Source organism: Cryptosporangium minutisporangium (assembly GCF_039536245.1).
Classification (GTDB): domain Bacteria; phylum Actinomycetota; class Actinomycetes; order Mycobacteriales; family Cryptosporangiaceae; genus Cryptosporangium; species Cryptosporangium minutisporangium.
The window spans coordinates 1-21709 of record NZ_BAAAYN010000028.1 but is presented as its reverse complement, the minus strand read 5'-3'; the positions used below and the strand labels follow the sequence as shown (position 1 = coordinate 21709).

At 70.6% G+C, this 21709-nt stretch carries 17 protein-coding genes and 1 pseudogene; 7 read left to right on the top strand and 11 right to left on the bottom strand.

The genetic code is table 11. The features are described 5' to 3' along the window. Positions 1 to 85: 85 nt before the first annotated feature. The 10 genes and pseudogenes from ABEB28_RS21915 to ABEB28_RS21870 all read right to left on the bottom strand — a co-directional run. Complete coding sequence (locus ABEB28_RS21915; RefSeq protein WP_345730041.1) at positions 86 to 493, bottom strand: hypothetical protein; 408 nt, start codon at positions 491 to 493, stop codon at positions 86 to 88. Between the two features lie 347 nt (positions 494 to 840). After that, the gene (locus ABEB28_RS21910; protein ID WP_345730040.1) at positions 841 to 1521 is read right to left on the bottom strand and encodes a hypothetical protein; all 681 of its coding nucleotides are present in this window, start codon (positions 1519 to 1521) and stop codon (positions 841 to 843) included. A gap of 926 nt (positions 1522 to 2447) precedes the next feature. After that, the gene (locus ABEB28_RS21905) at positions 2448 to 3185 is read right to left on the bottom strand and encodes a GOLPH3/VPS74 family protein (protein WP_345730039.1); all 738 of its coding nucleotides are present in this window, start codon (positions 3183 to 3185) and stop codon (positions 2448 to 2450) included. 80 nt (positions 3186 to 3265) lie between these two features. Then, on the bottom strand, positions 3266 to 4090 hold the full coding sequence (locus ABEB28_RS21900) for an SAM-dependent methyltransferase (RefSeq protein ID WP_345730103.1): 825 nt from the start codon (positions 4088 to 4090) through the stop codon (positions 3266 to 3268). Beyond that, positions 4090 to 4506 carry a hypothetical protein gene (locus tag ABEB28_RS21895; protein ID WP_345730038.1) on the bottom strand — a complete coding sequence of 139 codons (417 nt, stop codon included), beginning with the start codon at positions 4504 to 4506 and terminating at the stop codon, positions 4090 to 4092. The genes ABEB28_RS21900 and ABEB28_RS21895 overlap by 1 nt, the downstream gene beginning before the upstream one ends. After that, positions 4503 to 5279, bottom strand: coding sequence for a DUF6879 family protein (locus ABEB28_RS21890; protein WP_345730037.1), 777 nt, complete (start codon positions 5277 to 5279; stop codon positions 4503 to 4505). The genes ABEB28_RS21895 and ABEB28_RS21890 overlap by 4 nt, the downstream gene beginning before the upstream one ends. After that, positions 5276 to 6124: an SAM-dependent methyltransferase gene (locus ABEB28_RS21885; RefSeq protein ID WP_345730036.1), complete on the bottom strand. Its 849-nt coding sequence runs from the start codon at positions 6122 to 6124 to the stop codon at positions 5276 to 5278. Before ABEB28_RS21885 ends, ABEB28_RS21890 begins: the two co-directional genes overlap by 4 nt. A 323-nt stretch (positions 6125 to 6447) precedes the next feature. Continuing rightward, positions 6448 to 7419, bottom strand: a complete 972-nt coding sequence (locus ABEB28_RS21880) for a GOLPH3/VPS74 family protein (RefSeq protein ID WP_345730035.1) — start codon at positions 7417 to 7419, stop codon at positions 6448 to 6450. Further along, positions 7416 to 8555 (bottom strand): acetamidase/formamidase family protein, encoded by a 1140-nt coding sequence (locus ABEB28_RS21875; protein ID WP_345730034.1) that lies wholly within the window; start codon positions 8553 to 8555, stop codon positions 7416 to 7418. The genes ABEB28_RS21880 and ABEB28_RS21875 overlap by 4 nt, the downstream gene beginning before the upstream one ends. Positions 8556 to 8665: 110 nt before the next feature. Beyond that, positions 8666 to 10039 (bottom strand): annotated as a pseudogene (locus tag ABEB28_RS21870) (APC family permease); the annotation flags it as partial. Between the two features lie 279 nt (positions 10040 to 10318). Here ABEB28_RS21870 and ABEB28_RS21865 point away from each other — a divergent pair. Together ABEB28_RS21865 and ribD are read left to right on the top strand one after the other, a co-directional pair. Further along, positions 10319 to 11623 (top strand): NsdA family TPR-like regulatory protein, encoded by a 1305-nt coding sequence (locus ABEB28_RS21865; protein ID WP_345730033.1) that lies wholly within the window; start codon positions 10319 to 10321, stop codon positions 11621 to 11623. 26 nt (positions 11624 to 11649) lie between these two features. Next, a complete protein-coding gene (ribD, locus tag ABEB28_RS21860; protein ID WP_345730032.1) occupies positions 11650 to 12492 on the top strand; it encodes a bifunctional diaminohydroxyphosphoribosylaminopyrimidine deaminase/5-amino-6-(5-phosphoribosylamino)uracil reductase RibD in 843 nt (280 codons plus the stop codon). A 24-nt stretch (positions 12493 to 12516) separates the two neighbouring features. Here the strand turns inward: ribD and ABEB28_RS21855 are convergent, their stop codons facing one another. Beyond that, a complete protein-coding gene (locus ABEB28_RS21855; RefSeq protein WP_345730031.1) occupies positions 12517 to 13716 on the bottom strand; it encodes an NsdA family TPR-like regulatory protein in 1200 nt (399 codons plus the stop codon). A gap of 553 nt (positions 13717 to 14269) precedes the next feature. Here ABEB28_RS21855 and ABEB28_RS21850 point away from each other — a divergent pair. The 5 genes from ABEB28_RS21850 to ABEB28_RS21830 form a co-directional block, all read left to right on the top strand. Next, positions 14270 to 14665: a recombinase family protein gene (locus ABEB28_RS21850; protein WP_345730030.1), complete on the top strand. Its 396-nt coding sequence runs from the start codon at positions 14270 to 14272 to the stop codon at positions 14663 to 14665. Continuing rightward, on the top strand, positions 14662 to 14991 hold the full coding sequence (locus ABEB28_RS21845) for a hypothetical protein (RefSeq protein ID WP_345730029.1): 330 nt from the start codon (positions 14662 to 14664) through the stop codon (positions 14989 to 14991). The genes ABEB28_RS21850 and ABEB28_RS21845 overlap by 4 nt, the downstream gene beginning before the upstream one ends. Positions 14992 to 15102: 111 nt before the next feature. Next, on the top strand, positions 15103 to 16113 hold the full coding sequence (locus tag ABEB28_RS21840; RefSeq protein ID WP_345730028.1) for a TauD/TfdA dioxygenase family protein: 1011 nt from the start codon (positions 15103 to 15105) through the stop codon (positions 16111 to 16113). Beyond that, positions 16110 to 16847 (top strand): DUF6875 domain-containing protein, encoded by a 738-nt coding sequence (locus tag ABEB28_RS21835; protein WP_345730027.1) that lies wholly within the window; start codon positions 16110 to 16112, stop codon positions 16845 to 16847. Before ABEB28_RS21840 ends, ABEB28_RS21835 begins: the two co-directional genes overlap by 4 nt. Continuing rightward, on the top strand, positions 16844 to 21709 hold a 4866-nt coding region (locus ABEB28_RS21830), incomplete at its 3' end, for an amino acid adenylation domain-containing protein (protein ID WP_345730026.1). The genes ABEB28_RS21835 and ABEB28_RS21830, both read left to right, overlap by 4 nt.

The window sequence follows — 21709 nt, the reverse complement described above, 5'->3', positions numbered from 1 at the left end:
CGTCCTCACGTTCGTGGTTCGGAGGGTCATCCGGTCATCGCCGTCATGAACTGGGCTGTCACCAATTGAGCGGTCACGGGTGTGATCAGCGCCGTTGCGGTGTGAGTAGGGCTTGGGACTCGCCGACCCGCAGCGTCGTCGTGGTCGAGGTCCCCAGCGCCGGTTCCGTGCCGCTCTGGCCGCCGCCGGCCCAGGTCACCCGCCACACCACCGTGGCGACGACCCGGAACTTCCCGCCGGGCTGCGCCGAGGACGGCGAGCGGTAGGTGTGGCCACACGTCGGAGACGGCTTCGCTGCGTCCATCCCGGGCCGCCACGGCGTGCCCGGCCCTCGGCACACCACCTGGTTGCCGTCACCGGTCTGCCACACAATCCGGTCCGGCACCGCCGTCGCGGTCACCGTCAACCCCGGCACCGACGCGCTCGCCGACCGAGCCGCCCACCACTGCTGCGGCACCCACAGCCACACCGGCAGACCGACCAACTGCGTCACCTGCGGCGAAGGATTCGACACCACCGGAGGACGAGGCAAATTCAGCCGCGACACCGCCACGACGCTAGCTTGCTCCGCAGTCGCCGCCTGCGGTGTTCCATCGGCCAGCGCTCCGAGGCCGGGGCCGGGACGACGAGGCTGCTCCGCGCCCGTGACCGGCGGGGCATCCGGTGTATCAGGTCGCCGGGATCCTGGGCTCCGCGCGCTGACGTTGCAACTCTCGTCGCCCTGGCGACACCGCACATCCCCGGTGGGATTGGGGCCATCCGCCCACCCTGGGGCTGCGCTCGACGCCAGGATGGCGCCTGCGGTCGTGATGACCACGAGTACAGCTGCGGCGGGCCGATTCAGCATGAGCTGCCCTCTGGGGCAACGAACCGCGACACCTTCCATACCGCGCCTGTTTTGACCACCGTGGCCTCGACCTGCTGACGCTGTGACGATGGATCCGGTGTGCCATCTGGCTTTCCGTCGGCATCCACCGCCAGCCAGTTACGGCTGTCCTCACAGTCCAGAATCGTGACGCGGGTGGGGGTGTCCTTCGGCTCGGCGGCCGTGACCTCGGGGGCAAGAATCGGGCGACCACGGTAGTAGCGCTTCTTGCCGTGGTTGGTGCGGAGGGCGTTCACCAGCCGGGTGAGAGCCTCTCCGGTCGCGTAGCGGGGCAGCTCCGGTGACTTGTAGTCGGCCGTCTCTCCGGCATGTGCGAAGGCGGCCCACATACCGGTATAGGCGGCGACCGCGTCGTTGCGCGCGGCGACATCCGGTGGGAGAGACGGCGACGCGGACAGGGATGGAGCCGGCGGCGATGGCGTAGGCCGCGGTGAACCGCTCTGCCGGTCACATCCCAGGGCCCCACAGAGCGCTGCTAGCAGGGCGGCGAGCAGCAACCCGCGAGCGGCGAGCCGGACAGCTCGCCCTCCCGCCAGCCGCGAGAAGCCGTTCTTCGAGTGGCCGCGGAGTGTGGTCTGGAGGAGAGAGCGTTCGTGACTCAGTGCTGCTGTAGGCGGAATGCTGAGGTTCTGCACGGCGCTGTCCTTCAGATCTGCGGACGGTCTGCCGCCCGGCGCGGTCTCGGCGGCGAGGGCGGTCTGGCCGCATCGCGGGAACCGACGTTGCCGCTGCCTCTCACGGCCGGGGCGGATCCGGCTGGCGGGTGAGCGCGATGAAGGCCGCCAGCGGTTTCTGAGTGAGCCGGGCGTTCGACGTCGATGTCCGAACGGGCGAGCGCGAGAATGTTCACCCAGTGCCCCTTGAACTATGTACGTGAACTATCGCCTGGTGCGCCGTCGGCAGGAAGCGGAGTCCGGCGGCGGGCTGTGTCGCCGCTTTATCCGCAGTCCGCGTCAGGCGACGAAGACTTCGGAAGGTACACGCATCCCGTTCTCGAACGGTTCTGGTCGGACGGCGCGGACTAGCGCGCATTCGCGAGCCGCGATCGGTGGGTGACAGAACAGAAAGGGACGGTAGCGACCTGCGCGGAACCGGCATCCTGTTTGGACCATCGCTGCGCCGAACCGGGTCGTATGTCGCAGTTGAAGCGTGGTTGACTTGGGGTGGAACGGGAGCTAGCCAGCGGCGGGCTCGCGCGCCTTTCACCTTGTCCCCTCGCGGCATATCGGATCTCAAGAATCTCTTTTCTAGCCCGATCTGCAGCAAACGACAACAGTGATTCCCTGTATTCACGGACTGTGGTCGCGACGCATTCGCGAATTCATCTACCCAATGTAGGGAGCGCTGCCGGTCGACCAGGGATACGCATGCCTCGTAACACTTCCGCGAGTGCCGAAGCCCTTCGCACCGTTACCCACACATCTGGAATGGGGCTGCCCACGGTTCATTTCGGGCGCAGCGGTGCAACCACGATCTGTTACGCGGTGTGAAGGCATGCTGGACGGTCGGCGCAGCGGACGGTAACGGGCTCTCCAGGGGCACGCTCGGGGCCGTGACTGTTTCAGTGGGGCAGTGGCCCTGTCAGCGTGGTGATCGTTGATGCGATTTCCCGGTGAATGTCGGTCAGCGGGTCGGGTAAAAACGCCAACTCCGCGTCGAGTACTAGGAGATCTTCCCGCGCGTGTCCCGCGGGGATGATCAGGCTGGTGAGGCCCGATGCGTGCAGCAGGGCGGCGAGGCATCGGTCGTGGTCGCTCAACGGAGCACCCGCGGCAAGGGCGCAAGCGACGCGGGCCGCGGGCTGGCCGGGGATGTCGGCGTTTCTGGGTGCGTAGCCCAGGCCGATGTCGGCCGACCGGCGGCGCGCCGAAGTGGGTACGAGTACGCCTGCGGTGAGCAGTCGGTCGGCGATCCAGCCAACTGACGGCCGGCCCAGCGCGGTGAGCCACTCGGCAAGGTCGCGGGCCGGGGACTGCGCTTGCGCCAGGATGTCGGCGAGCACGTGGTGCACCAGGGGGTCGGCTGAGGGCCGCGCGTCGGTCACGACCAGCGTGCTGCCCCGGACCGTCAATTTCCCCGCGAGTACGAGTTCGGAGATCACGCCGCCGGCCATGACTGCCTGCAGCACGGAAAGCGAAAGGCGAGGGCGGTCACCCTCGAAGTCGTGTACGCACAGGAAGAGGTCGTCGCCCAGCCGAACTGAGGCTTTCCGCGCCCCCGGGACGGCGTTGGTCTGACCGGGCGTCTCCACGCCCGCCGGCGCGGTGCTGAGTTCGTCGGTCACGGGCTCGTCGGTCATCACTGGTTCCTTCGGTGCACGCCCGCGACCACCTCGCGGAGGGGCCCGTCGGGGGCAGGCCGGTCTGCCCCCGAGGGGGGTCAGGGTTTCCGGGCCATGCCGGCCCAGACGGACGTAGCGGCTTCGGAAGGGGGAGGTTCGGGCTCATGGTCGGCGCGCCAGGTGCTGGCCGAAACCAGCCCGGGTGGGATGAACTCGAGTCCGGCGAAGAAGCCGGCGACTTGATCTTGGGTGCGGAGTTGGAAGGTGCCGGCGCTGCGGGTGGCGTCGGTGGCCGCTGCGGCGGCGATGGGATCCAGGTAGTCGCCGGTGGCGTGGGAGAGCACGAGGTAGCTGCCGGCCGGGAGCGCGTCGAGGTAGCGGCGGACGAGTCCGGCCGGGTCGTCGTCGTCAGGGACGAAGTGGAGGACCGCGACCATCAGCAGCGCGGTGGGCCGGTCGAGGTCGAGGACCTCGCGTAGTTCGTCGCTGCCCAGGATGCTGTCGGGGTCGCGCAGGTCAGCCTGGAGCGGGGCGGTGCGGCTCGTGGGGGTGCTGGTGAGCAGGGCACGGGCATGGACCAGTACGACGGGGTCGTTGTCGACGTAAACGATCCGCGCGTCCGGTGCCATCGCGTGGGCGACGTCGTGGGTGTTGTTCGCGGTTGGCAGGCCCGCGCCGATGTCGAGGAACTGGCGGATCCCGGCCTCGGTGGTCAGGTGGGTGACGGCGCGGCGTAGGAAGCCGCGGTTCTGGCGGGCGGCGGTGCGGATGGTGGGGAACGCGGCTTGCACGGCGTCGCCGGAGGCGCGGTCGGCGGCGAAGTTGTCTTTGCCGCCGAGCCAGTAGTCGTATCGGCGGGCCGGGTGCGCGACGCTGGTGTCGATACCGGGGACGGGCCGGCTGAACGGCTCGTGGGTGGGGATCACGGCTGTGGGTTTTCCTCGGTCGGGTCGGAGTAGGGCAGGCCGTGGCGCGGGTCGGCAGGGGGAAGGTGTAATCCGGCGATGACCGCATCGAATGCGGCGTCTCCGGTGAGTGGGCCGGACGGCCAGCAGCGCGCCGGGGTTCCAGGCGGCGGGCCGGTGCGGGTGTGGGCGGCGACCGCGTGGGCCAGCTGCTGCGCGGCGGCCACGCATTCGGCGAGCCGATCGTCTCGCTCCGCGTCGCCGTGGCGGCCTTCGGCGCGCGCGGTAGCGGCGCGGCGGCTCAGATGGTGCAGGACCAGTTCGGCGAGCTCAGGAACACTGGCGAACGGGTGAAGGAACATGGCGGCCTGCCGCAGTAGCTCGGTGATCAGCCGCACCGTCTCAGCGACCTGCGCACCGCGGGGTTCTGTCATCGGAGTCCCCGTGGAGAGGCGTGGTGGGAAGTGGACGCGGTGTGTGTCCTCCAGGCCCAAGCACAGGCCAGGACGGCCCACCGCGACCAGGGCGCGGTGCTCAATGCCCGGTAGGGCAGCGCGATAGTCGAGAGCACCATCGCGACTACGGCGGTGAGATCGGCGACCTGGAGCACGGTCATCGGCCACCGGCCGGGGGTGCGCGCGGTTGTCGTGCGGCGGCGTGGGCGGGCCGTCTGCGTGCGCGCGGGCTGCCGGAGGAACGACGGGGTCGCCGGGATCGTCGGCGGTGCGTCGTCATATTGGCCGAGCCAGTAGGCGCATTCCGCGTCGACAGTTCTGCTCTCGCAGCGCTGAAGTGCGCCGGTGTCGTCGGAGAGCATCCAGTAGGCGAGGGTCCGGTCGAAGATCCACAGGTCGTGCTGGTAGGGCAGCCGCGCACGGCGAAGGGTCCGGATGTCTTTTCCGGCGGCGACGTTGACCCTGAGCGCGTCGAGGTCCCTGGCCTCGTGCGGGGTGAGGGGTGTCGAGACGAGTCGGAGCCTGCGGATGGTGGTGCCGTTGTCGCGGGCGCGCCGCACGAGGGCTGCCCAGCCGAGGTCGCCGGAGAGCACGTGTCCGGTCGTGCGGTAGCGCAGTGGCGCGGCCTGCTCGCTTCCTGCCGGGCAGTTCGGGCGTCCATGTGGCCGGAAGGCGTCGCGGTGGGCTGCGAAGACGGCTTCGAAGTCCAGTGTGGTGGCCGGCCCTGACGGGTCTCTGGTGTGGATGGTCATGGGTGGCGCCGGGGAGCGCGGCCGGTCACCGGAGGTGGTGCGGCGGGCCGGGTGGCGGGCCGGTCGTCGTGGCGGGGCAGCACACCGACGGCCCCGTAGACGCTGCGGGTGGTGAGTGTCTGTTCGAGGGGGTCGGGTCGCCAGTCGGTGACCGGCACCACCGCCGGTGGGGCGTCGTCGCTGGGTGGGAGGAGCTGGTGGCGGTCGAAGAGCGCGGCCAGGTCGTCGGGATCGCGGAGGGTCAGTGGGGTGCCGGTGGCGTCGTAGACGCCGGTGGCCACGGCGATCTGTGTCGCGTTCAGACTGACCCGGGTGGGGTGGGAGAGCACGAGGTGACTGCCCGGGGAGAGGGCGTCGGTATACGCGGCGAGCAGCCCGCCCGGGTGGTCGGAGTCGGGGATGAACTGCATTACCGCGGTGACGAAGAGGCCGATGGGGTGGGAGAAGTCGAGCAGGTCGGCGATTTCGGCGCTGGCCAGGACCGTGTCGACGTCGCGGAGATCGGCCTCCAGGACGGCGGTGTGCGGCACGTCGGCCAGCCGTTGCCGGGCGAGTTCGGCGACGGTGGGGTCGGCGTCGACGTAGGCCACACGCGCGGCCGGGTCGAGATTGTGAGCGAGGTCGTGGAGGCAGCCGGCGGTGGGTATCCCGGAGCCCAGATCGAGGAACTGCCGGATGCCTTGTCCGCTGAGGTACGCGGCGGCGCGGCGGGCGAACGCGCGTCCGGCCCACACGTCGGATTGCGCCGACGGGATCGCGTGCGCGAGTTCGCGGGCAGCGGCCCGGTCGGGGCCGACGTGGTGGGCGCCGCCGAGGAAATAGTCGTCGATACCGGCCGAACGCACCGGCTGATCGGCTGTTCCGCGGAATCGGCGGGGCACTTCGGCGTGAGGCATGGCTGGTGGGTCCTGGGGTCGAGTGGAGCGGGGATGGGTTGCGGACGAGGCGAGCGCCGGTTCCTCGATGACCGGGGCCCAATTCCGGGGGTGGCTCCGCTCGGCGGTGGGGTGTGCCGTCGAGCGGAGCCGGTGACGAGGCCAGGCCCGACGCGACGGCGGGGTCGACCGCCGCGGGGGAGCCGGATGGGCCTGCCTCGCCGCTTGGGGATCCCCGTCACGCGCACGCGCTCCACGGCCGTACCGGTGCCGGGCGACACGGCAGGGCAGGGTCAGGTCAGGGCGGTGACGGCGAGGTCACCGCGGGCGGCGTCGAGGGCGGTGAGGACCTGGGCGAGGACGGGATGTCGCTCGGCCGCTGACTGGCGGAGCCAGGCGCGCAGGGTGGCCTCGGGGATGTCGGTGTGGAGGATGCCGGTCAGGTCGAGGCAGGCCAGCAGACCACCGAGCGCGGCGCAGCCGTCGTCGCCGTCGGTGTGGCCGGTGAGGGCCTCGCGGATGCGAGCCGCCGCGCGCACCCCCCACGCCGGTTGGGTCGCGAGGATGGTGTGAGTGGGAAAGAGCCCGAAGCGGCGGACGGTGGTGCGCTCCAGCACGCGTGCGTCGAGCAGCGCGTCGACGACGGCGGTGTGAAGGTGTTCGGCGGCGCCGTGGAGAAATGCCCGCAGCGGATCGGACTGGCCGAGACCGGCCGCGATAATGGTCTTAAGGGCGGCGTCCTGAACCGGATGCGCCGGCCGGTCGGTCTCATCGAGCGTCAAACGGACGACTGCCCCAGCCGTCGTCGCATCGAGGGCCTCGCTGGCGGTGAAGGCGATCTGGCCGTCGAACCACAGGTCGAGCAGGGACGCGGCGGCCAAGCCGACGCCGAGTGTGGCGCGGTGCAGCAGCGGCGCGCCGGTGAAGGGGTCATGCGACAGCAGGTACAGCTCGGCGTGCAGCGGTAACCGCACATGCGGACCGGGTGGCTCGACCGTCGAAACGTCGCCGATGGGCACCGGCCGGCTTCCGGCGGGCCGGGAAGCGTGCCGACCCGATGATCCGGGCGACGCCGGAGCGCCCGCGCTGCCGGCCACGGGACGTTCAAGCGAGGGGAATTGATCGAACGACGGCGCGTAACCGGGCGGGACGATCCGCTGATCGGGCGCTGCCTGCCCGCTGGCGGGCGGCGGAGGGGTGAGCCAGGCAGCCGGCAATGGCGCGGCCGACGGCTGGTCGTAGGCCGTCGAGCGATAGGTGGTCATCGTTGCCCTCCGCTCCGGTCGATGTCGGGGAGCCGAGTGGCGCGCAGCCGTTGGTGGACACCGTCGTAGACGGTGGTAGCGCCCAGATGCTGCAGGGCGATGGAGGCGAGCATCGTGTAGTTGGGGTCGCAGACGTTGCCGACGTCGGCGTGGCCGGCCTGGGCGACCAGTTGCAGCGCATCGAGTTCCTCTAGGCCGGTCAGTTCGGCGACCCAGCGCACCAGGTCGTGGTGGCTGATCCGGAACGCGTCTTCCAACGGCCGGGCCGCGCCGATGGAGGTGAGCGTGGCGTCGGTTTGTAGCCGCGGCCACGGCGTCGGTACGCCTTTGACCACCTCGACGGCCAGGGTGGTGCGGGTGGGGATCTCCACCGCGACGCCGGAGACCTCCCCGGAGCCCTGCCGGGCGTGCCCGTCGCCGAAGGCCAGCAGCGCACCGGGCACGTTCACCCCGAGATACAGCGTGGTGCCCGGTCCGACCGCCGGCACGTCCAGGTTGCCGCCGTGCCGGTCGGGGACGATGCTCGACCGGACCTCTCCACCGGCGGGGGCGACGCCGATGGTGCCGAGCATCGGGCGCAGCGGCAGCGCGGCAGTGAAGGCTGCTCCGGTGGTTTGGAAGAACACCGTGCCGGTCTGCGGGTCGATCGGATACAGCCACACCCGTTCGGGCAGCGGCGGATGCAGCATCGCCGTGGCGCCGGTGCCGGTCAGTGCGCCGAAATGCGGAAACGTCGAGGACACCCCGAACGGGCGGGCCGGGGTGATGTCGAGGACGTGGACCGCGAGGGTGTCACCGGGCTCCGCGCCGCGGACGTGGAACGGGCCGGTGACCGGGTTGAGCCGGTCGAACCGGCACACTCGCGACGGCAGATCCTCGACGGTCGTAATGACGCCGCCGAAGCAGTCCTCAGTCGTGGTCACCAGCACCTGCCCCCGCTCCACCTCCGCAACTGGCTCCGTGGCGCCGAACCGGTAGGCGTAGACACCGGCCGGGTCGTAGGCCAGTACACCCTTCGGCGATGTCCCCGGCCAGGTGCTGGGCGGAACGAACGGTGCCGCGTCCGGTGAGGCGCCCGGTGGGGGAACCGGCATGGTGGGCGGGGAGGTCGCGGCGCTGAACCGTGGGGCGGTCACCGGTGTGCTCCCGCCTGGTGGGCGCCGGGCTGGTGGGGTCCGGCGTGAGGGGACCCGTTGGACCGCGATCCGGCGGGGTTGGGGAGCGTGGTCGTGTGGCCACCGCCGGTGGGGGTGAACCCGGACAGCTGCGGGCGGCGCCCGGTCGCATACAGGATCGCGAGAATGATCAGGCCGAGGGTGATCCAGGCGCCGCCGAGGCGCTGCGCCCAGATGTTGGCGTTGAGGATGACGGCGATCAGGATCGCGGCGCCGGTCAGCGGCATCAGCAGGTGGGCGATCCAGCGGCGGCTGCGGCGGCGGATCAGGTAGTACCAGACCACCGCGGCGTGCAGCGTGAGGAACGCGGTGAGCGCCCCGAAGTTGATCAGGCCGGCCAGCACGGTGATCCCGTCGGCGCGGGCGGCCATTACCAGCCCCAGGCCCAGAGAGAGGACGGCGACGAGGAGGATCGCGTTGGTGGGCACGTTGTGCCGCCGCGAGACCTTCGCCAGGAACGACGGGAGTTGCTTGTCGCGGGCCATCGCGAACAGGAGCCGGGACACCGCGACCTGCGCGACCATCGAGTCCGGCAGCCCCCAGGCGATCGCGGTCGCGACCGCACAGACTGTGGCCAGCCACGGCCCGGCCGCGGCCCGCGCGGTGTCGTAGAACGCGGTGCCCTCCGGGTCACCGCCGGCCACCAGCGCGGCTCCGTCGGGAGTGAGCATCGCCGCGACCCAGGTCTGGGCGATGAACAGCACCCCGGCCAATCCGAGCGCGGCGGCCATCGCCAGGCCTACCGCCCGGGATCCGCCGCGGGATTCCTCGGCGAGGGTGGAGATTGCGTCGAACCCGAGGAAACTCAACACCGCGACCGCGGCGGCGCCGAGCAGCAGGGACCAGGTGAATGTGTCCGTGTTGAACAGCGGATCGAAACTGAACTGGCCCTTGCCCGTCGCGACCGCCCAGATCCCGATCCCGAGGTAGAGGGCCAGGACCGCGAGTTCGGCGGCGAGCATCAGGATCGTGAACCGGGCGGTGACCTTGATACCGCGGGTGTTGATCACGGTGTTCGCGGCGACGAACCCGATCAGCCACACCCAGACCGGCACCACCGAAACGGTCGCGTGCAACGCCACCGACGCCACCAGGTACAGCAGCGTGGGGACGAGGATGTAGTCCAGCAGGATCATCCACCCCGCGAGGAATCCGACCGGCGCGCTGATCCCGCGGCCGGCGAAGTTATAGACGCTGCCCGAAAGGGGAAAGGCATCGACCATCTGCGCGTAGGACCAGGCGGTGAACCCCAGCGCCACCACGCCGACGATGTACGCGCCGACGACCATGCCGCCCGAGGCGGCATACACCGAGCCGTAGATTGCCATCGGCGCAATAGGCACCATGAACACCAGCCCATAGGCCAGTAGATGCCGCAACCGCAGCTCCCGGCGTAGCTGCTGGGAATATCCGAATTCCTGTAACTGACCGTCCCGGTCGGACATGACGCTGAAGACCCCAATCACTGAGAAATCGAACAGATAGGAGGAGTGACAAGCAGCGCGAGAGCGATGGAAACCTGCGGCTGACGGACGACGCGGTAGCGGGGGACAGCCCCCAGCGGGTTGCTGCAGCCCTTCCCGGCGTACGCGTCACCGTCCATCGCCTATTTCCGTGCGACGATGCTCCTGGGTCGTCTGCGATTGCGGAGGAGCCAGAAACGGGGCCAGTTGAGGGGCCAGCAGGGCACTGTCAGAGGCCGGCGGCAGGAAGGTTGCTTAGGTATGGCGGCGGCGAACCCGGCGCGGGCCCGGTTCGGGGCTTGGCTGGCCGCGGCGCGCTTGAATGCTGGCTATCTGACCCAGCAGGCGTGGGCGGATGCTCTCAACGGTTTGGCCGGAGCCGCGACGTTGACGCGTGCAGAGGTTGGCCGGTGGGAACGGGGTGTCCGGGTACCGGATGCCTGGCTGGGGTTGATAGCCGAGAGCCTCAACGTTCCGCTAGCGGACCTGGCCGCCGCCGCGGCCCGCGTCCGCCGTGCCCGACCCCGTCCGAGCGCTAGCGTGGGAGGTCCCCCGTGGCGTGGGATCGCCTCCGCGGAATCGACTACTGCTGCGTGGAGTGCCGACGCGATCGGAATTCTCGGTCCTATCCAGGACGGTGCGTCGCCTGGCCGGTCTTCTGGCCTTAGCGGCGCGCCGCTTGAGGATCTGCTGGTCTATCTGGATGAGCAGTGGCACGCGCTGGTGAAGGCCGACAATTTGCTTGGGCCACGGCACGCCCTGATCGGGGTAAGCAGTCACCTGGCGATACTTCAGGAGCTCGCTGCCGAGATCAGCGAGACGAAGCGTCCCGCGGTGATCGGACTCGCCGCTCGCTACGCCGAGTCCGCGGCTTGGCTGTATGAGGACAGCGACGATCCCTCGGCCGCGGCCCGGTGGACCACCCAGGCGATGGAGTGGGCATACCAGGCGCATGATGACGTCATGCTCGCCTGGACGCTCTTCCGCCGATCTCAGCAGGCTGCCGCAAGTGGTCACCATGCCGAGGCGCTCGGACTCGCGCAGGCGGCGAGGCGCGACGACGAAGAGCTGCCGGGACCGATGCGCGCGGCCGTTCTCGTTCACGAGGCCACGGTCCGGGCAGCGCGCGGCGGGTCCGCGGAATCCCTTTGTCTGCTGGATGGGGCCCATGCGCTGGCGAGCACCGACGTGGCCGGGGATGCCCGCTACGGACACGGCTCGTACTGCACTCCGGCCTACATTGAGCTCCAGCGCGGCCGCTGTTACCTCGCTTCCGGCCGCGCTCACGCGGCAATTGACCAGTACGAGCGCGCTCTGCCCGCGCTGCCGCCGGTTTACCGGCGCGATCGGGCCGCCGGTCAGGTGTCTCTGGCGGTCGCCTACGCCCGTGCCGGGCACCCGGACCAGGCTGCGGCGGCGGCGCTGGAAGCGCTACCGATCGCGCAGGCCACCGGGTCCGGCCGCATCCACGCCGGGATCACGCGACTCGCGGACACCCTGCGCCCGCAGGCGTCGGTCTCCGAAGTCCGCGCTCTTCTGGACACGCTCGATGCTGGAGCGGCGTAGTGGCAACACCAGTCGAGATCGACGCGATGCGTCACGCGCTCGTCCTCTCGGCAGCAGGGCTGGGCAGCACCAGCCCGAACCCGCCGGTTGGCTGCGTCATCCTCACCCCAGGCGGGCAGACCGCCGGCACGGGCTGGCACGCTCGGAAAGGCGAACCGCACGCCGAAACCCAGGCCCTCGCCGCCGCAGGGGACCGCGCTCGTGGCGGCACCGCGGTGGTCACCCTCGAACCGTGTAACCACGTCGGGCGCACGCCGGCCTGTCGACAGGCGCTCCTGGACGCTGGCGTCGCCCGGGTCGTCATCGGTGTGCTCGATCCGACTTCCCGCGGCGAGGGCGGCGCCGCCGTCCTGCGCGCTCACGGCGTCGAGGTTGAAGTGGGCGTCCTTGCCGACGAGGTCACCGTAGTGCTCGGACCGTGGCTGACTGCGCAGACGACCGGACGCCCCACAGTGACCGCGGCCTACCAGGCCGCCGCAGATGGGATCAGTGCGGTGACCGACGGCGCGTTGATCCGCGAACTGAGCGCCGGCGTCGACGTAGTCATCCATCCCGATGGCCGCCTGCAGGAGGCCAACCGCCACGGCCGCGACGTCCTTACCCTGCCCACGAACGCGGGCATGAATGATCCTGCCTGCCTGCTCACCACCCTCTACACCGGCGGGGCACGCACAGTCTTGCTCCTCGGCGAGCCACAGCATCTGCCCGCCTTCCTCGCCGCGGGTCTCATCGACCGCGCGGTCGTGATGTGCCCCCTCGATCCGCCGGTCTTGCGCGAGTCTCTCCTCACCGGCTTCCAGGTCACCGGCGTCGCAAAGGCCGGCGGCAAACTGCGAATCGACCTACTCCGACCAGCGAGCATCACCTGATGGGCAGTGCCGAGCACAGTCGGGTCAGCCGCTAATCCGGGTACTGCCGGAGTCGGCCGTGGCGGATGGGGACAGAGGGGCGTCGAGGTCGGAGAGAAGCCGCCTGACCGCTGTGGATCGGGACGCGTGCGGTGCCAGTTCCCGCCGCAGACGACCGAGCAATCGTGCGCTGCGTACGGAGTTGACTGTGCGCAGCCGCGGAAGGCACGCCCGGCCGGCGGCGACGGCCTGATCGAGGTCACCGGTCTGGGCGTGGACGAGCGCGAGCCAGGCGCTGTGTCGCAGGGCGGATCGTTGCGGGACCTCGTCGGGGTCAGTGTGGGCTCGCGCGGTGAGAAGCTGTTCGGCCTCGGCGAGCAGGTGGGGTGCGCGGGTGGGCATCTGGCTGGCGAGCAGCACCATTCCGCGCCCTGTGATGGCATCCAGTTCGGTCGCCGACACGTACGCGGCCCAGCGAGGCGCGGGCTCGCCAGCGGTCTCGGCGCGTCCCAGCGCGCTGCTGATCCGATCGAGGGCGTGTCGGTAGCCAGTGAGGTCGCCGGACGCGGCGTACGCGAGGCTTCCTCGAGAGGCCAGCAGCGCTTGGACTATCGGCGGTGCATGGGAAGCCGACTCGGCAGCGGCCGACCCGAGCTGGGTCGCATCAGCGCGCAGACCGAGGGTGACGGCCTGATTGCTCATCAACCCGAGGATGCTCGCCGACAACCCTGGGTCCCCGGCGGCGTGAGCCGCGCGCAATCCGGTCAGGTACCAGCGTTGCGCCGCGCCGTCCCGCCCGGCGTCATAGGCCATGAACCCAGCCGTCTGCGCCAGCTGCGCGGCAGCGGCCGCCAACCGGCGCCCGGACCGACTGTCGTAGCTCGCGCGGCGCAGCAGCTGTGCGACGTGGGTGAACTGCGCTTCGACGAAGTCGGCGGCGCCGCCGCCTTGCTGGTCGTCGAGGCGCTGGGCGTGGGCGACGATGTCCTCGATCAGGTCCAGCAAGCGGCCCTCGACCCGGGCCTCCGAGCTCCGCCCTGCGGCAAGCGACGGGACTGGATGGTCCAGCGCGTGCCATGCCGGCTGGGTCAGGGCGGCACCCGCAATGGTGAGAAAGCTGCGTCGGTCGAGCATTGGATGCGACCAGCCCTCCAGCAATTGTCGTAGCCCGGCGGCATCCCAGGCTACGTCGAGACCCTCGTCGGCCCGGACGGCCGGTAGAACCGCGGAGGCAGGCGCTGCCACGGCCGGCTCGCCCTCACCACGCGACGCCGACGATGGTTTAGACGACGTAGCGGTTCCGACGGCGCTAGGCGTCCGGGCACGAGCGCGTGCTGCGGCACGTCTGAGCTCGGGCAGCGGAACACGGAGGCTCTCGGCGATCAACGGAAGCCACGCATCCGGGATCCGAACGCCCCGTTCCCAGCGACCGACTTCGGCGCGGGTCAGGGTGGGGGTTTCGGCTAGGTCGTTGAGGGCGTCGGCCCAGGCCTGCTGGGTCGGGTAGCCGGCGCGTAAGCGTGCCGCGGCTAGCCTGCTGCCGAACTCGGCACGCGCGGGGCTGCGATTTCCCATCCGTACCCCCTTCGGCGCGCTTGGCCGTGCGGCGGTCCGCCGCTGGCCCCCTAACTGGCCCCTCTGCTGGCTCCTCCGGACCCGCGGCAGGGCGGTGAAGATCGTGGCTGCGTAAGCACAATCAGTCAACTGCGAAGGGAATAGCGCCGGAAGTCGGTGCAGTGGCGCGATGCGAGGTGGAGACGCACCCCCATCGGTGTCGGCAAACGGAAGGGAGGGCGCCATGAACTCGCTGGCCCGCGTCGTGGGCTACGTTCATGCCGCGCCTGCTACCGACGTCGCGCCCGATCTGGCGGCGTTGCGTACCGCCGCGAGTAGGCTCGGGATTGACCTGGTGTCCTGTTACCGCGCAAGCATCAGCGACGGCCCGGCGCCTGGAGCTTTCGGCGCCTGCCTGGCTGCGATCGAGCGCGGCGACGTCGACGGAGTGCTGGTCATCTCCTGGGAGCAACTGGCACCCAACAGCCTGCTTGCCCGAGCCCTGAGCCGCCACGTGTGGGAAGCCGGAGGCCGGCTCTACGTCGCCGCAGACACGGCCGATGGAGACGTTGGATCGCAGCCAACGACCACAGCGACCCGCACACGCACCGTCTCACTCATCGCCGGACGGCGGCGATGATCGACTACGACCCGACCGGTGAACTGACTGCGGACCCCGGCGACGTCCCCGGCTGGGACGGCCGGCTGCGGGTCGAGCCCGACCCTCCTGAATCCTCGGAGGAGGGGCCGGTCTCCGTCCGCGAGGTATTCGCTCGCATCGCCCCGCCGGTGCCACTCATGGCCGCAGACCTGGCCGCACACGTGCACGACCTGCTCGCCGCACGTGGCCAAAACCCATGGCTGACCGATGCCAACCGCGACAGTGTCGAGGCCGCCGCCACCTACCTGCTCGGCGCGCTCGGCGTGCCGTTCGAAGCTCCCCCGCCGGATACCCGGTGGGTCTAGGTGATGGCAGGTCGTCCTCTGGCGCCCGGTCTGGCCGGACTCGTCGGTGATCAGGCAGCGACCGCCACTCCTCGCCTCTGACACGGCACGAGAAGACAAAGAGGTAGGACGATGCCCACGACACAGACCGCCGCCGAGCTGACCGTCCGTCGCGCTGCGGGCTTCATCGGCGCCTACGTCGACAACGTCGACCTGGCCGACGATCTCGACGCTGCCGCCGTCGAGCAGTTGCGCCGAGCCTTGCTGACCTACAAGGTGCTGTTCTTCCGGGACCAGCACCTCGACCACGCCTCACAGGTCGCGTTCGGCCAGCGATTCGGGCCGTTGGCGGTACGGGCGCGGAGCCAGGACACCGCGGAACTCGCGCCGTTCCCGCAGATCCTGACGATCTCTCCGCAGCTGGACAAGCAGCTGGTGGGTGCCGACTACGAGGCGGTGTTCCGCAGCCGGTGGGATTCGAGCATCAGCGGCTGGCATATCGACGCCTCACAGGTGGTGAACCCCCCGGCGGTGGCCATCCTGCGCGCGGAGAAGGTTCCGCCCTTCGGCGGTGACACGCACTGGACGAACCTGGCTGCCGCGTACGAGGGCTTGTCCGCGCCGCTACGCACGCTGTGTGACGGGTTGCGGGCCGAGCACAATTTCTGGGCCGCGCACCGGCTGGATCCGGCGGACCCGGTCGAGAAGCGCGCGATCGACATGATCGGGAATCAGCGGGTCGCGGTGCATCCGGTGGTCCGCGTGCATCCGGAGACCGGCGAACGAGCGTTGTTCGTCAACCCGTCCCGCACCTCCCACGTTCTGGGGATGAACCCGATCGAGAGCCGCAAGTTGTTGGAGTTGCTGTTCGAGGAGTTGACCCGTCCGCAGTACACGGTCCGGTTCAGCTGGGAGCCGGGATCGGTGGCGGTGTGGGACAACCGGTCCACGGCGCACCTGGCCGCAGCCGACATCGACCATCTCGCCGACCTCGAGGGAGCCGACCGTGTGATGCACCGGGTGTCGACAGTCGGAGAGGTCCCCGTCGGACCGGACGGCTTCACCTCCTACGCCGTGACCGGCGACCCGCTGGCCGAGCCGTCCGGACAGGTCGGTGAGACCACCGGAACGGGTCGGCCATGACAACGGCGGCGATTTCCGAGACGGCCGTGCCCGAGGCGGCGGTCGCTGCTGGAGCGGTGTCGGCCGTCCCCGGCTCGCTGGTCCGGGCAGGTGACTCCGCCACGGCGTTCGGTCGCTATCCCCAGTACCGGGACGGGATGCGCTGGCTCGAGCAGTTCATCACCCAACCGCACCCCGACCTGGGTCGGCAGGGGGCCGTCTGTCCGCGACTTGCCCCCGCCCTGCGCGCCGACGCGGTATGGCTGGTCGCCATCGCGGTTCCCCACTTCACCCGCGGCAACGCGGTCGAGGCGGGCCGGCTGCTGATGCGGGTCTTCGAGGACCTTGCCACCGGACCGCACCGGGCGATCACCGCGCTACTCGGCTTCTTCCCCGGCCTTCCCGCCGAACAGGCGGCCGAGTTCATCGACGATGGTCACCGCCTCCTACGGGCTGAGTTCGCCGAACAAGGCCTGATGCTCGGCGAATTCCACGCCAGCAGCACTGTCGGCGGCGTGCACAACCGGGCATTTCCGGTGATGCGCTGCCCGACGCCGATGTTCGCAGTGCGGGTCATGACCCCCCACGACCTGCTGTTCGCCGACCAGCCCGATACCCCACCGGCCGGGCAGGTGGCCTTCCTGCGGGCCTACCAGCGACACGTCGGCTCCCGGCTCAGCCCGGCGTCACGCAACGAGCTGCGCGCCCGGCTCGTCCGCGCCGGGCAAGCCCTGCACTCAGGAGACTCGCTGTGACCGTCCAACTGCCCGCTCCCGTGGAGGCGCCGACGCTCGCCACGGCGATGGAAGTCGCCTACCGCGACCACGCGACCGCTCCGGCGATCGTGACCCCCTCTGCGGTGTGGAGCTATGAGGATCTAGCCGCGAACGCTCACGCGGTCGCCGACGGCATCCACGCCGCCGCGAACGCTGCCGCTGGCGGGAGCCGGGGCGGGGCGCCGGTCGTGGCGGTCGTCCTCGAACGCGGCCCCGAGTTCGTCGCCATGGTGCTCGGCGTCGTGGCCGCCGGGGCGGTCTACCTGCCGCTCGACTCCGAGGCGCCCGACGCCTACCTGAGCCAGGTATTCCGGGAGGCCCGGCCGGTGCTGGTCGTCACCAGCACCGGCCGGGCCAGCCGACTACAGGCCGTCACCGGTGTGCCGGTCTGCACCTATTCCGACCTGCTCAGCCACCCGCAAACCGGACCGATACCCGGGGGCGTGGCAGCGCCGGCGGACCCGGCGTACGTGATTTACACGTCCGGCTCGACCGGTACCCCGAAAGGCGTGGTGGTGCCGCACGCGGCACTGCTGAACTCCACCGCGGCCCGCGTCGACCAGTACGGCCCGGCGGGCCACGTTCTGCTGCTGCACTCCCCGGCGTTCGACCTGACCACCGGCGTCCTGTTCTGGACGCTGCTGACCGGCGGCACCCTGATCATCGACCCGGCGCATCTGGCCGACGTCGCCGCGACCCTCGACCTGGTCCACCGGCACGAGGTCACCCAGTTGATCTACCCGGCGTCGCTCTACAGCGTCTTCCTCGACCGCGCCGCGGCACGGCCCCCGACCAGCCTCCACGCCGTGGGCATCGGAAGTGAGCGGTGGAGCCCGGTCTTGATCGGGCGGCACGCCGCCGTCCTGCCGGGCACGTCGCTGGTCAACGAGTTCGGTCCGACCGAGGCGTGCGTCGCCTCCAGCTACGGCCTGATGTACGACGCGGCCACCGGCCGGCAGGCGCCGATGAGCATCGGCCAACCGGTCCGCAACACCGGCTACCTGATCCTCGACCGGAACGGGCACCCCCGCACCAGTGCAGGGTCCGGGGAGCTAGGCATCACGGGCGCGAACCTCGCCGCGGGCTACCTCGGCCGCCCGGACCTGACCGCTCAGCGGTTCGTCACGATCGAAGGCGACCGGGTCTACCGCACCGGCGACCTCGTCGAGCACGACTCCGACGGGAACTTCGTGTTCCTGGGGCGCGCGGACCGGCAAATCCAGGTCGGTGGCCACCGGGTGGAACCCGGACATGTCGAGACCGTCCTCATGGGCCATCCGGCGGTCCTGGACGCCCACGTCACCACGCGACCCTCCGGCACGAACGCGCCGGTACTCGCCGCCTACGTCGTCCCGCCCCCGGGAACCGCTGCGCTGCAACCCGAGGCCTATGCCAGATACCTGCGAGAGCGGCTACCGGCCTACCTCGTGCCCAGCACGTACGTCACGCTGGCCGACTTCCCCCGGACACCGGCCGGGAAGATCGACGAGAACAGTCTGCCTGACCCGGTGGCCAGCACCGCAGAACCCGAAGTGGACGACGACAGCGACCCGCTACGGCGGCGTCTGGCCGTTCTCGCCGCCGGCGTCCTCGGTGTCGAGGACGTACCGGTGAACCAGTCGTTGCCGGCGCTCGGCGCGAACTCCCTATCGCTGACCCGGCTCGCCGCCGCGATCGCCGCGGACCACGGCGTCGACGTGCCGATCAGCGCACTGTTCACGGCCCGGACGATCACGCAGATCGCCGACCTGGTCCGGGACGCCACACCATCCACCCGGCTGCTGCCGGAGACGACGCTCTCCGCCACCGATGGCCGGTTCCCGCTCAGCGGGCAGCAGCAACAGATCTGGGTGCTGACCCACCTCGCTCCGGACGCCCTCGCATACAACACCCAGTTCTCCCTGCTGCTGGACGGTCCGCTCGACCTCGACGCGCTGCAGGCGGCCTTGACCCGGATCGTGGAGCGGCACGAGAGTCTGCGCACCACGTTCCACGAAGCCCCAGACGGTCCAGATCCACACAGCGCAGGCGGCCCAGACGGGACGGGCGGGGCGGTGCAGGTCGTTCACGATCCCTGGCCTGCGAGCGTCGAGGTCGTCGACCTCACCGGCCTCGCTGAAGCAGCGCGCGACGCCGAGCTCGCCGACCGGATGCGGGCCGCGGTCGCGACGGGCTTCGACGTGGCGAAACTGCCGCTGGTCCGCTGGTGCCTGTTCCGTCTGGCACCGGACCGGTGGCGGCTGCTGCAGGTCGAACACCACTTCGCGCACGACGGCTGGTCCGCGCAGCTGTTCCTGACCGAATTGCGCGACGCCTACACAGCGATCGTGGCCGGACAGCAACCGGCGCTGCCGGACCTGCCCGTCCAGTACCGGGACTTCGCGGCCTGGTACCGGGCCTGGCGCCACACCGGCGACTTCGCCGACCAGATCGGCTACTGGCGCGCCCACCTGGACGGCTGCCCCCAGGACGGAGCAACCTTCGCCCCGGACCGGGCCCGACCCGCGACCCGGTCGTTCCGCGGTGACCGCCTGACCGCGCATATCCCCTCCGCCGTCGTGGACAGGCTCGACGCACTGGCCGCCCGGCACGAGGTGAGCCGGTTCGCCGTGTTCCTCACCGCGTTCGCGGTGCAGGTCTGGCAGCACACCGGCGACCAGGACATCGTGGTCGGCTCCGCGCTCGCCAACCGGCGCCAGCCGGGAACCGACCGGCTGCTGGGCATGTTCGTCAACGCACTACCCCTGCGGCTCCGCGTCGACCCGGCCGCGAGCCTCGCCGACCTGCTGCACGCGACCATGGCCGTCCTGCTCGGCGCGCAAGACCACCAGGAGTTGCCGCTGCTCGACCTGCTTGCCTCCCTGGACCGGCCGCGCGCCCCCGGCCAGAACCCACTGTTCAATCTCATGTTCGCCTTCCACGACACGCCCCGCCCTCAGCTGCGGATGGGTCCGGTCGACGCGCGTCTGGTCATCGAACACAACGCGACGGCGAAGGCCGATCTCAACGTGGTGTGCGTGCCCGATCCGCGCCCCGCCGGTGACGGACCGGCCGGGATGACGATCCTGTGGGAGTACGACACCGACCTGTTCGACCGGGACACTGCCGCCGAGCTGCTTACCGGTTACGAAGCGATCCTCGCCGTCCTGTCATGCAGATCTGACCAGCCCCACTGCCCGGTGGGTGACATGGACCTGCTGGGCGTGGAGCAGCGCGTGCGGATTCTCGCCGCGGGCATCGGGCCGGTGGATGAGGTTCCGTTCGCCACGTTGACCGCCGGGTTCGACGCCGCGGTCGCCGCGCATCCGGACGCCGTCGCGATCGAGCACGCCGGGAGCCGATGGACTTACCGCCAGCTCGGCGAGCAGGCCAACCGGATGCAGCGGCACCTCACCGCCCGCGAAGTCCGGTCCGGCAGCACCGTCGCGCTCGTCTGCCCCGCCGGGATCGAGCTGGTCACGGCGATCCTGGCGACGCTGCGGGCCGGCGCGGCCTACCTGTGCCTCGACCCGGACCAGCCTGCCGCCCGGAACGTCGCGATGCTCGAAGACGCCGACCCAGCCGCCACGATCACCACCCGCACCGTTACGGACGGGCCGCTACTGAACGCGGCCCGGCGCCGGGGCGTCGTGCTGTACGCCGACGCGCTGCCGGCGGACACACCGGCGGACACCGTCGACGGGGACGCACCGGAGGTCCACCCCGACGATCCGGCCTACCTGATCTACACCTCCGGCTCCACCGGAACCCCCAAAGCGGTCGTCGCGACCCATCGCAACGCCTGCATAGCGGTGCACGCCCGCTCCCGCTTCCTCGATATGGCCGGCACCGGCACGATCAGGACGCTGATCACTCTCCCGATGATCTTCGACGTCGCACCGCACATGATCATGTGGACACTGTGGTCGCGGGGAACCGTCGTCCTACCGGACGGGCCCGCCCTGGCCCAGGATCCCGACCAGGTCTTGTCCGTGATCGAACGGTCGGCGATCACGCACGTCAACTTCACCGCGTCGTTCCACCGGCACCTGCTGACCCGAGTGCCGGACGGCTGGCAGTCGTCGCTGCGGGTCGTCGCCGTCGGCGGGGAGGCATGCCAGGCCGGCGACGTGCAGGAGCACGCCGCCCGGCTGCCTGCCGTGGCGCTGGATCACGAGTACGGGCCGACCGAGAGCACCGTCTGGTGCGCCGCGCGGCGGCTCCACCCGGCCCGGCCAGCCCTATCGGGCCCGTTATCGCGGGTCACCGTCGGCCAGCCACTGACCAACTACACCCTCACGGTGCTAGACCCGGCCGGGAACCTGCTCCCGGTCGGGGCCGCCGGTGAACTGTTCGTCGGCGGCCACGCCGTCGCCAGCTACCACCGCCGTCCCGAGCTGACCCGCGCGCGGTTCCTCACCCCCGGCACCGGGCCGCTCGCGGGCAGGCGCCTGTACCGGACGGGGGACCGGGCGCGGCTAACCACCGCAGGCTTCGAGATCCTCGGCCGGCTCGACGACCAGGTGAAGATCCGCGGGTTCCGGGTCGAGCCCGGCGAGATCAGCGCCTGTCTGCTCCAGCATCCCCGCGTGGCCGACGCGGCCGTGCTCGTGCGCGGCATCGCCGACAGCCCTCGGCTGGTCGCCTACCTCGCCACGGCCTGCCGGTACGACGGTCTCGACCGCCAGCTGCGCACCTGGCTGGCGCAGCGACTCCCGCCGTACATGCACCCGTCCGCCTACGTGATCACCGACCGGCTGCCGCGGACCCCGACCGGAAAGCTTCAGCCCAGCACGCTGCCGGAACCCTCCGGCCCGGAGGGCGCGGATACGGCGGCACCCGAGGCCGGGCACGGACCGGCC

Bases quoted from the DNA above. Each gene is read 5' to 3' on its own strand.
- ABEB28_RS21880 (WP_345730035.1), bottom strand. From the start codon at position 7,419: ATGACCACCTATCGCTCGACGGCCTACGACCAGCCGTCGGCCGCGCCA.
- ABEB28_RS21845 (WP_345730029.1), top strand. From the start codon at position 14,662: ATGATCGACTACGACCCGACCGGTGAACTGACTGCGGACCCCGGCGAC.
- ABEB28_RS21865 (WP_345730033.1), top strand. From the start codon at position 10,319: ATGGCGGCGGCGAACCCGGCGCGGGCCCGGTTCGGGGCTTGGCTGGCC.
- ABEB28_RS21890 (WP_345730037.1), bottom strand. From the start codon at position 5,279: ATGACCATCCACACCAGAGACCCGTCAGGGCCGGCCACCACACTGGAC.
- ABEB28_RS21850 (WP_345730030.1), top strand. From the start codon at position 14,270: ATGAACTCGCTGGCCCGCGTCGTGGGCTACGTTCATGCCGCGCCTGCT.
- ABEB28_RS21895 (WP_345730038.1), bottom strand. From the start codon at position 4,506: ATGACAGAACCCCGCGGTGCGCAGGTCGCTGAGACGGTGCGGCTGATC.
- ABEB28_RS21905 (WP_345730039.1), bottom strand. From the start codon at position 3,185: ATGACCGACGAGCCCGTGACCGACGAACTCAGCACCGCGCCGGCGGGC.
- ABEB28_RS21835 (WP_345730027.1), top strand. From the start codon at position 16,110: ATGACAACGGCGGCGATTTCCGAGACGGCCGTGCCCGAGGCGGCGGTC.
- ABEB28_RS21840 (WP_345730028.1), top strand. From the start codon at position 15,103: ATGCCCACGACACAGACCGCCGCCGAGCTGACCGTCCGTCGCGCTGCG.
- ribD (WP_345730032.1), top strand. From the start codon at position 11,650: ATGCGTCACGCGCTCGTCCTCTCGGCAGCAGGGCTGGGCAGCACCAGC.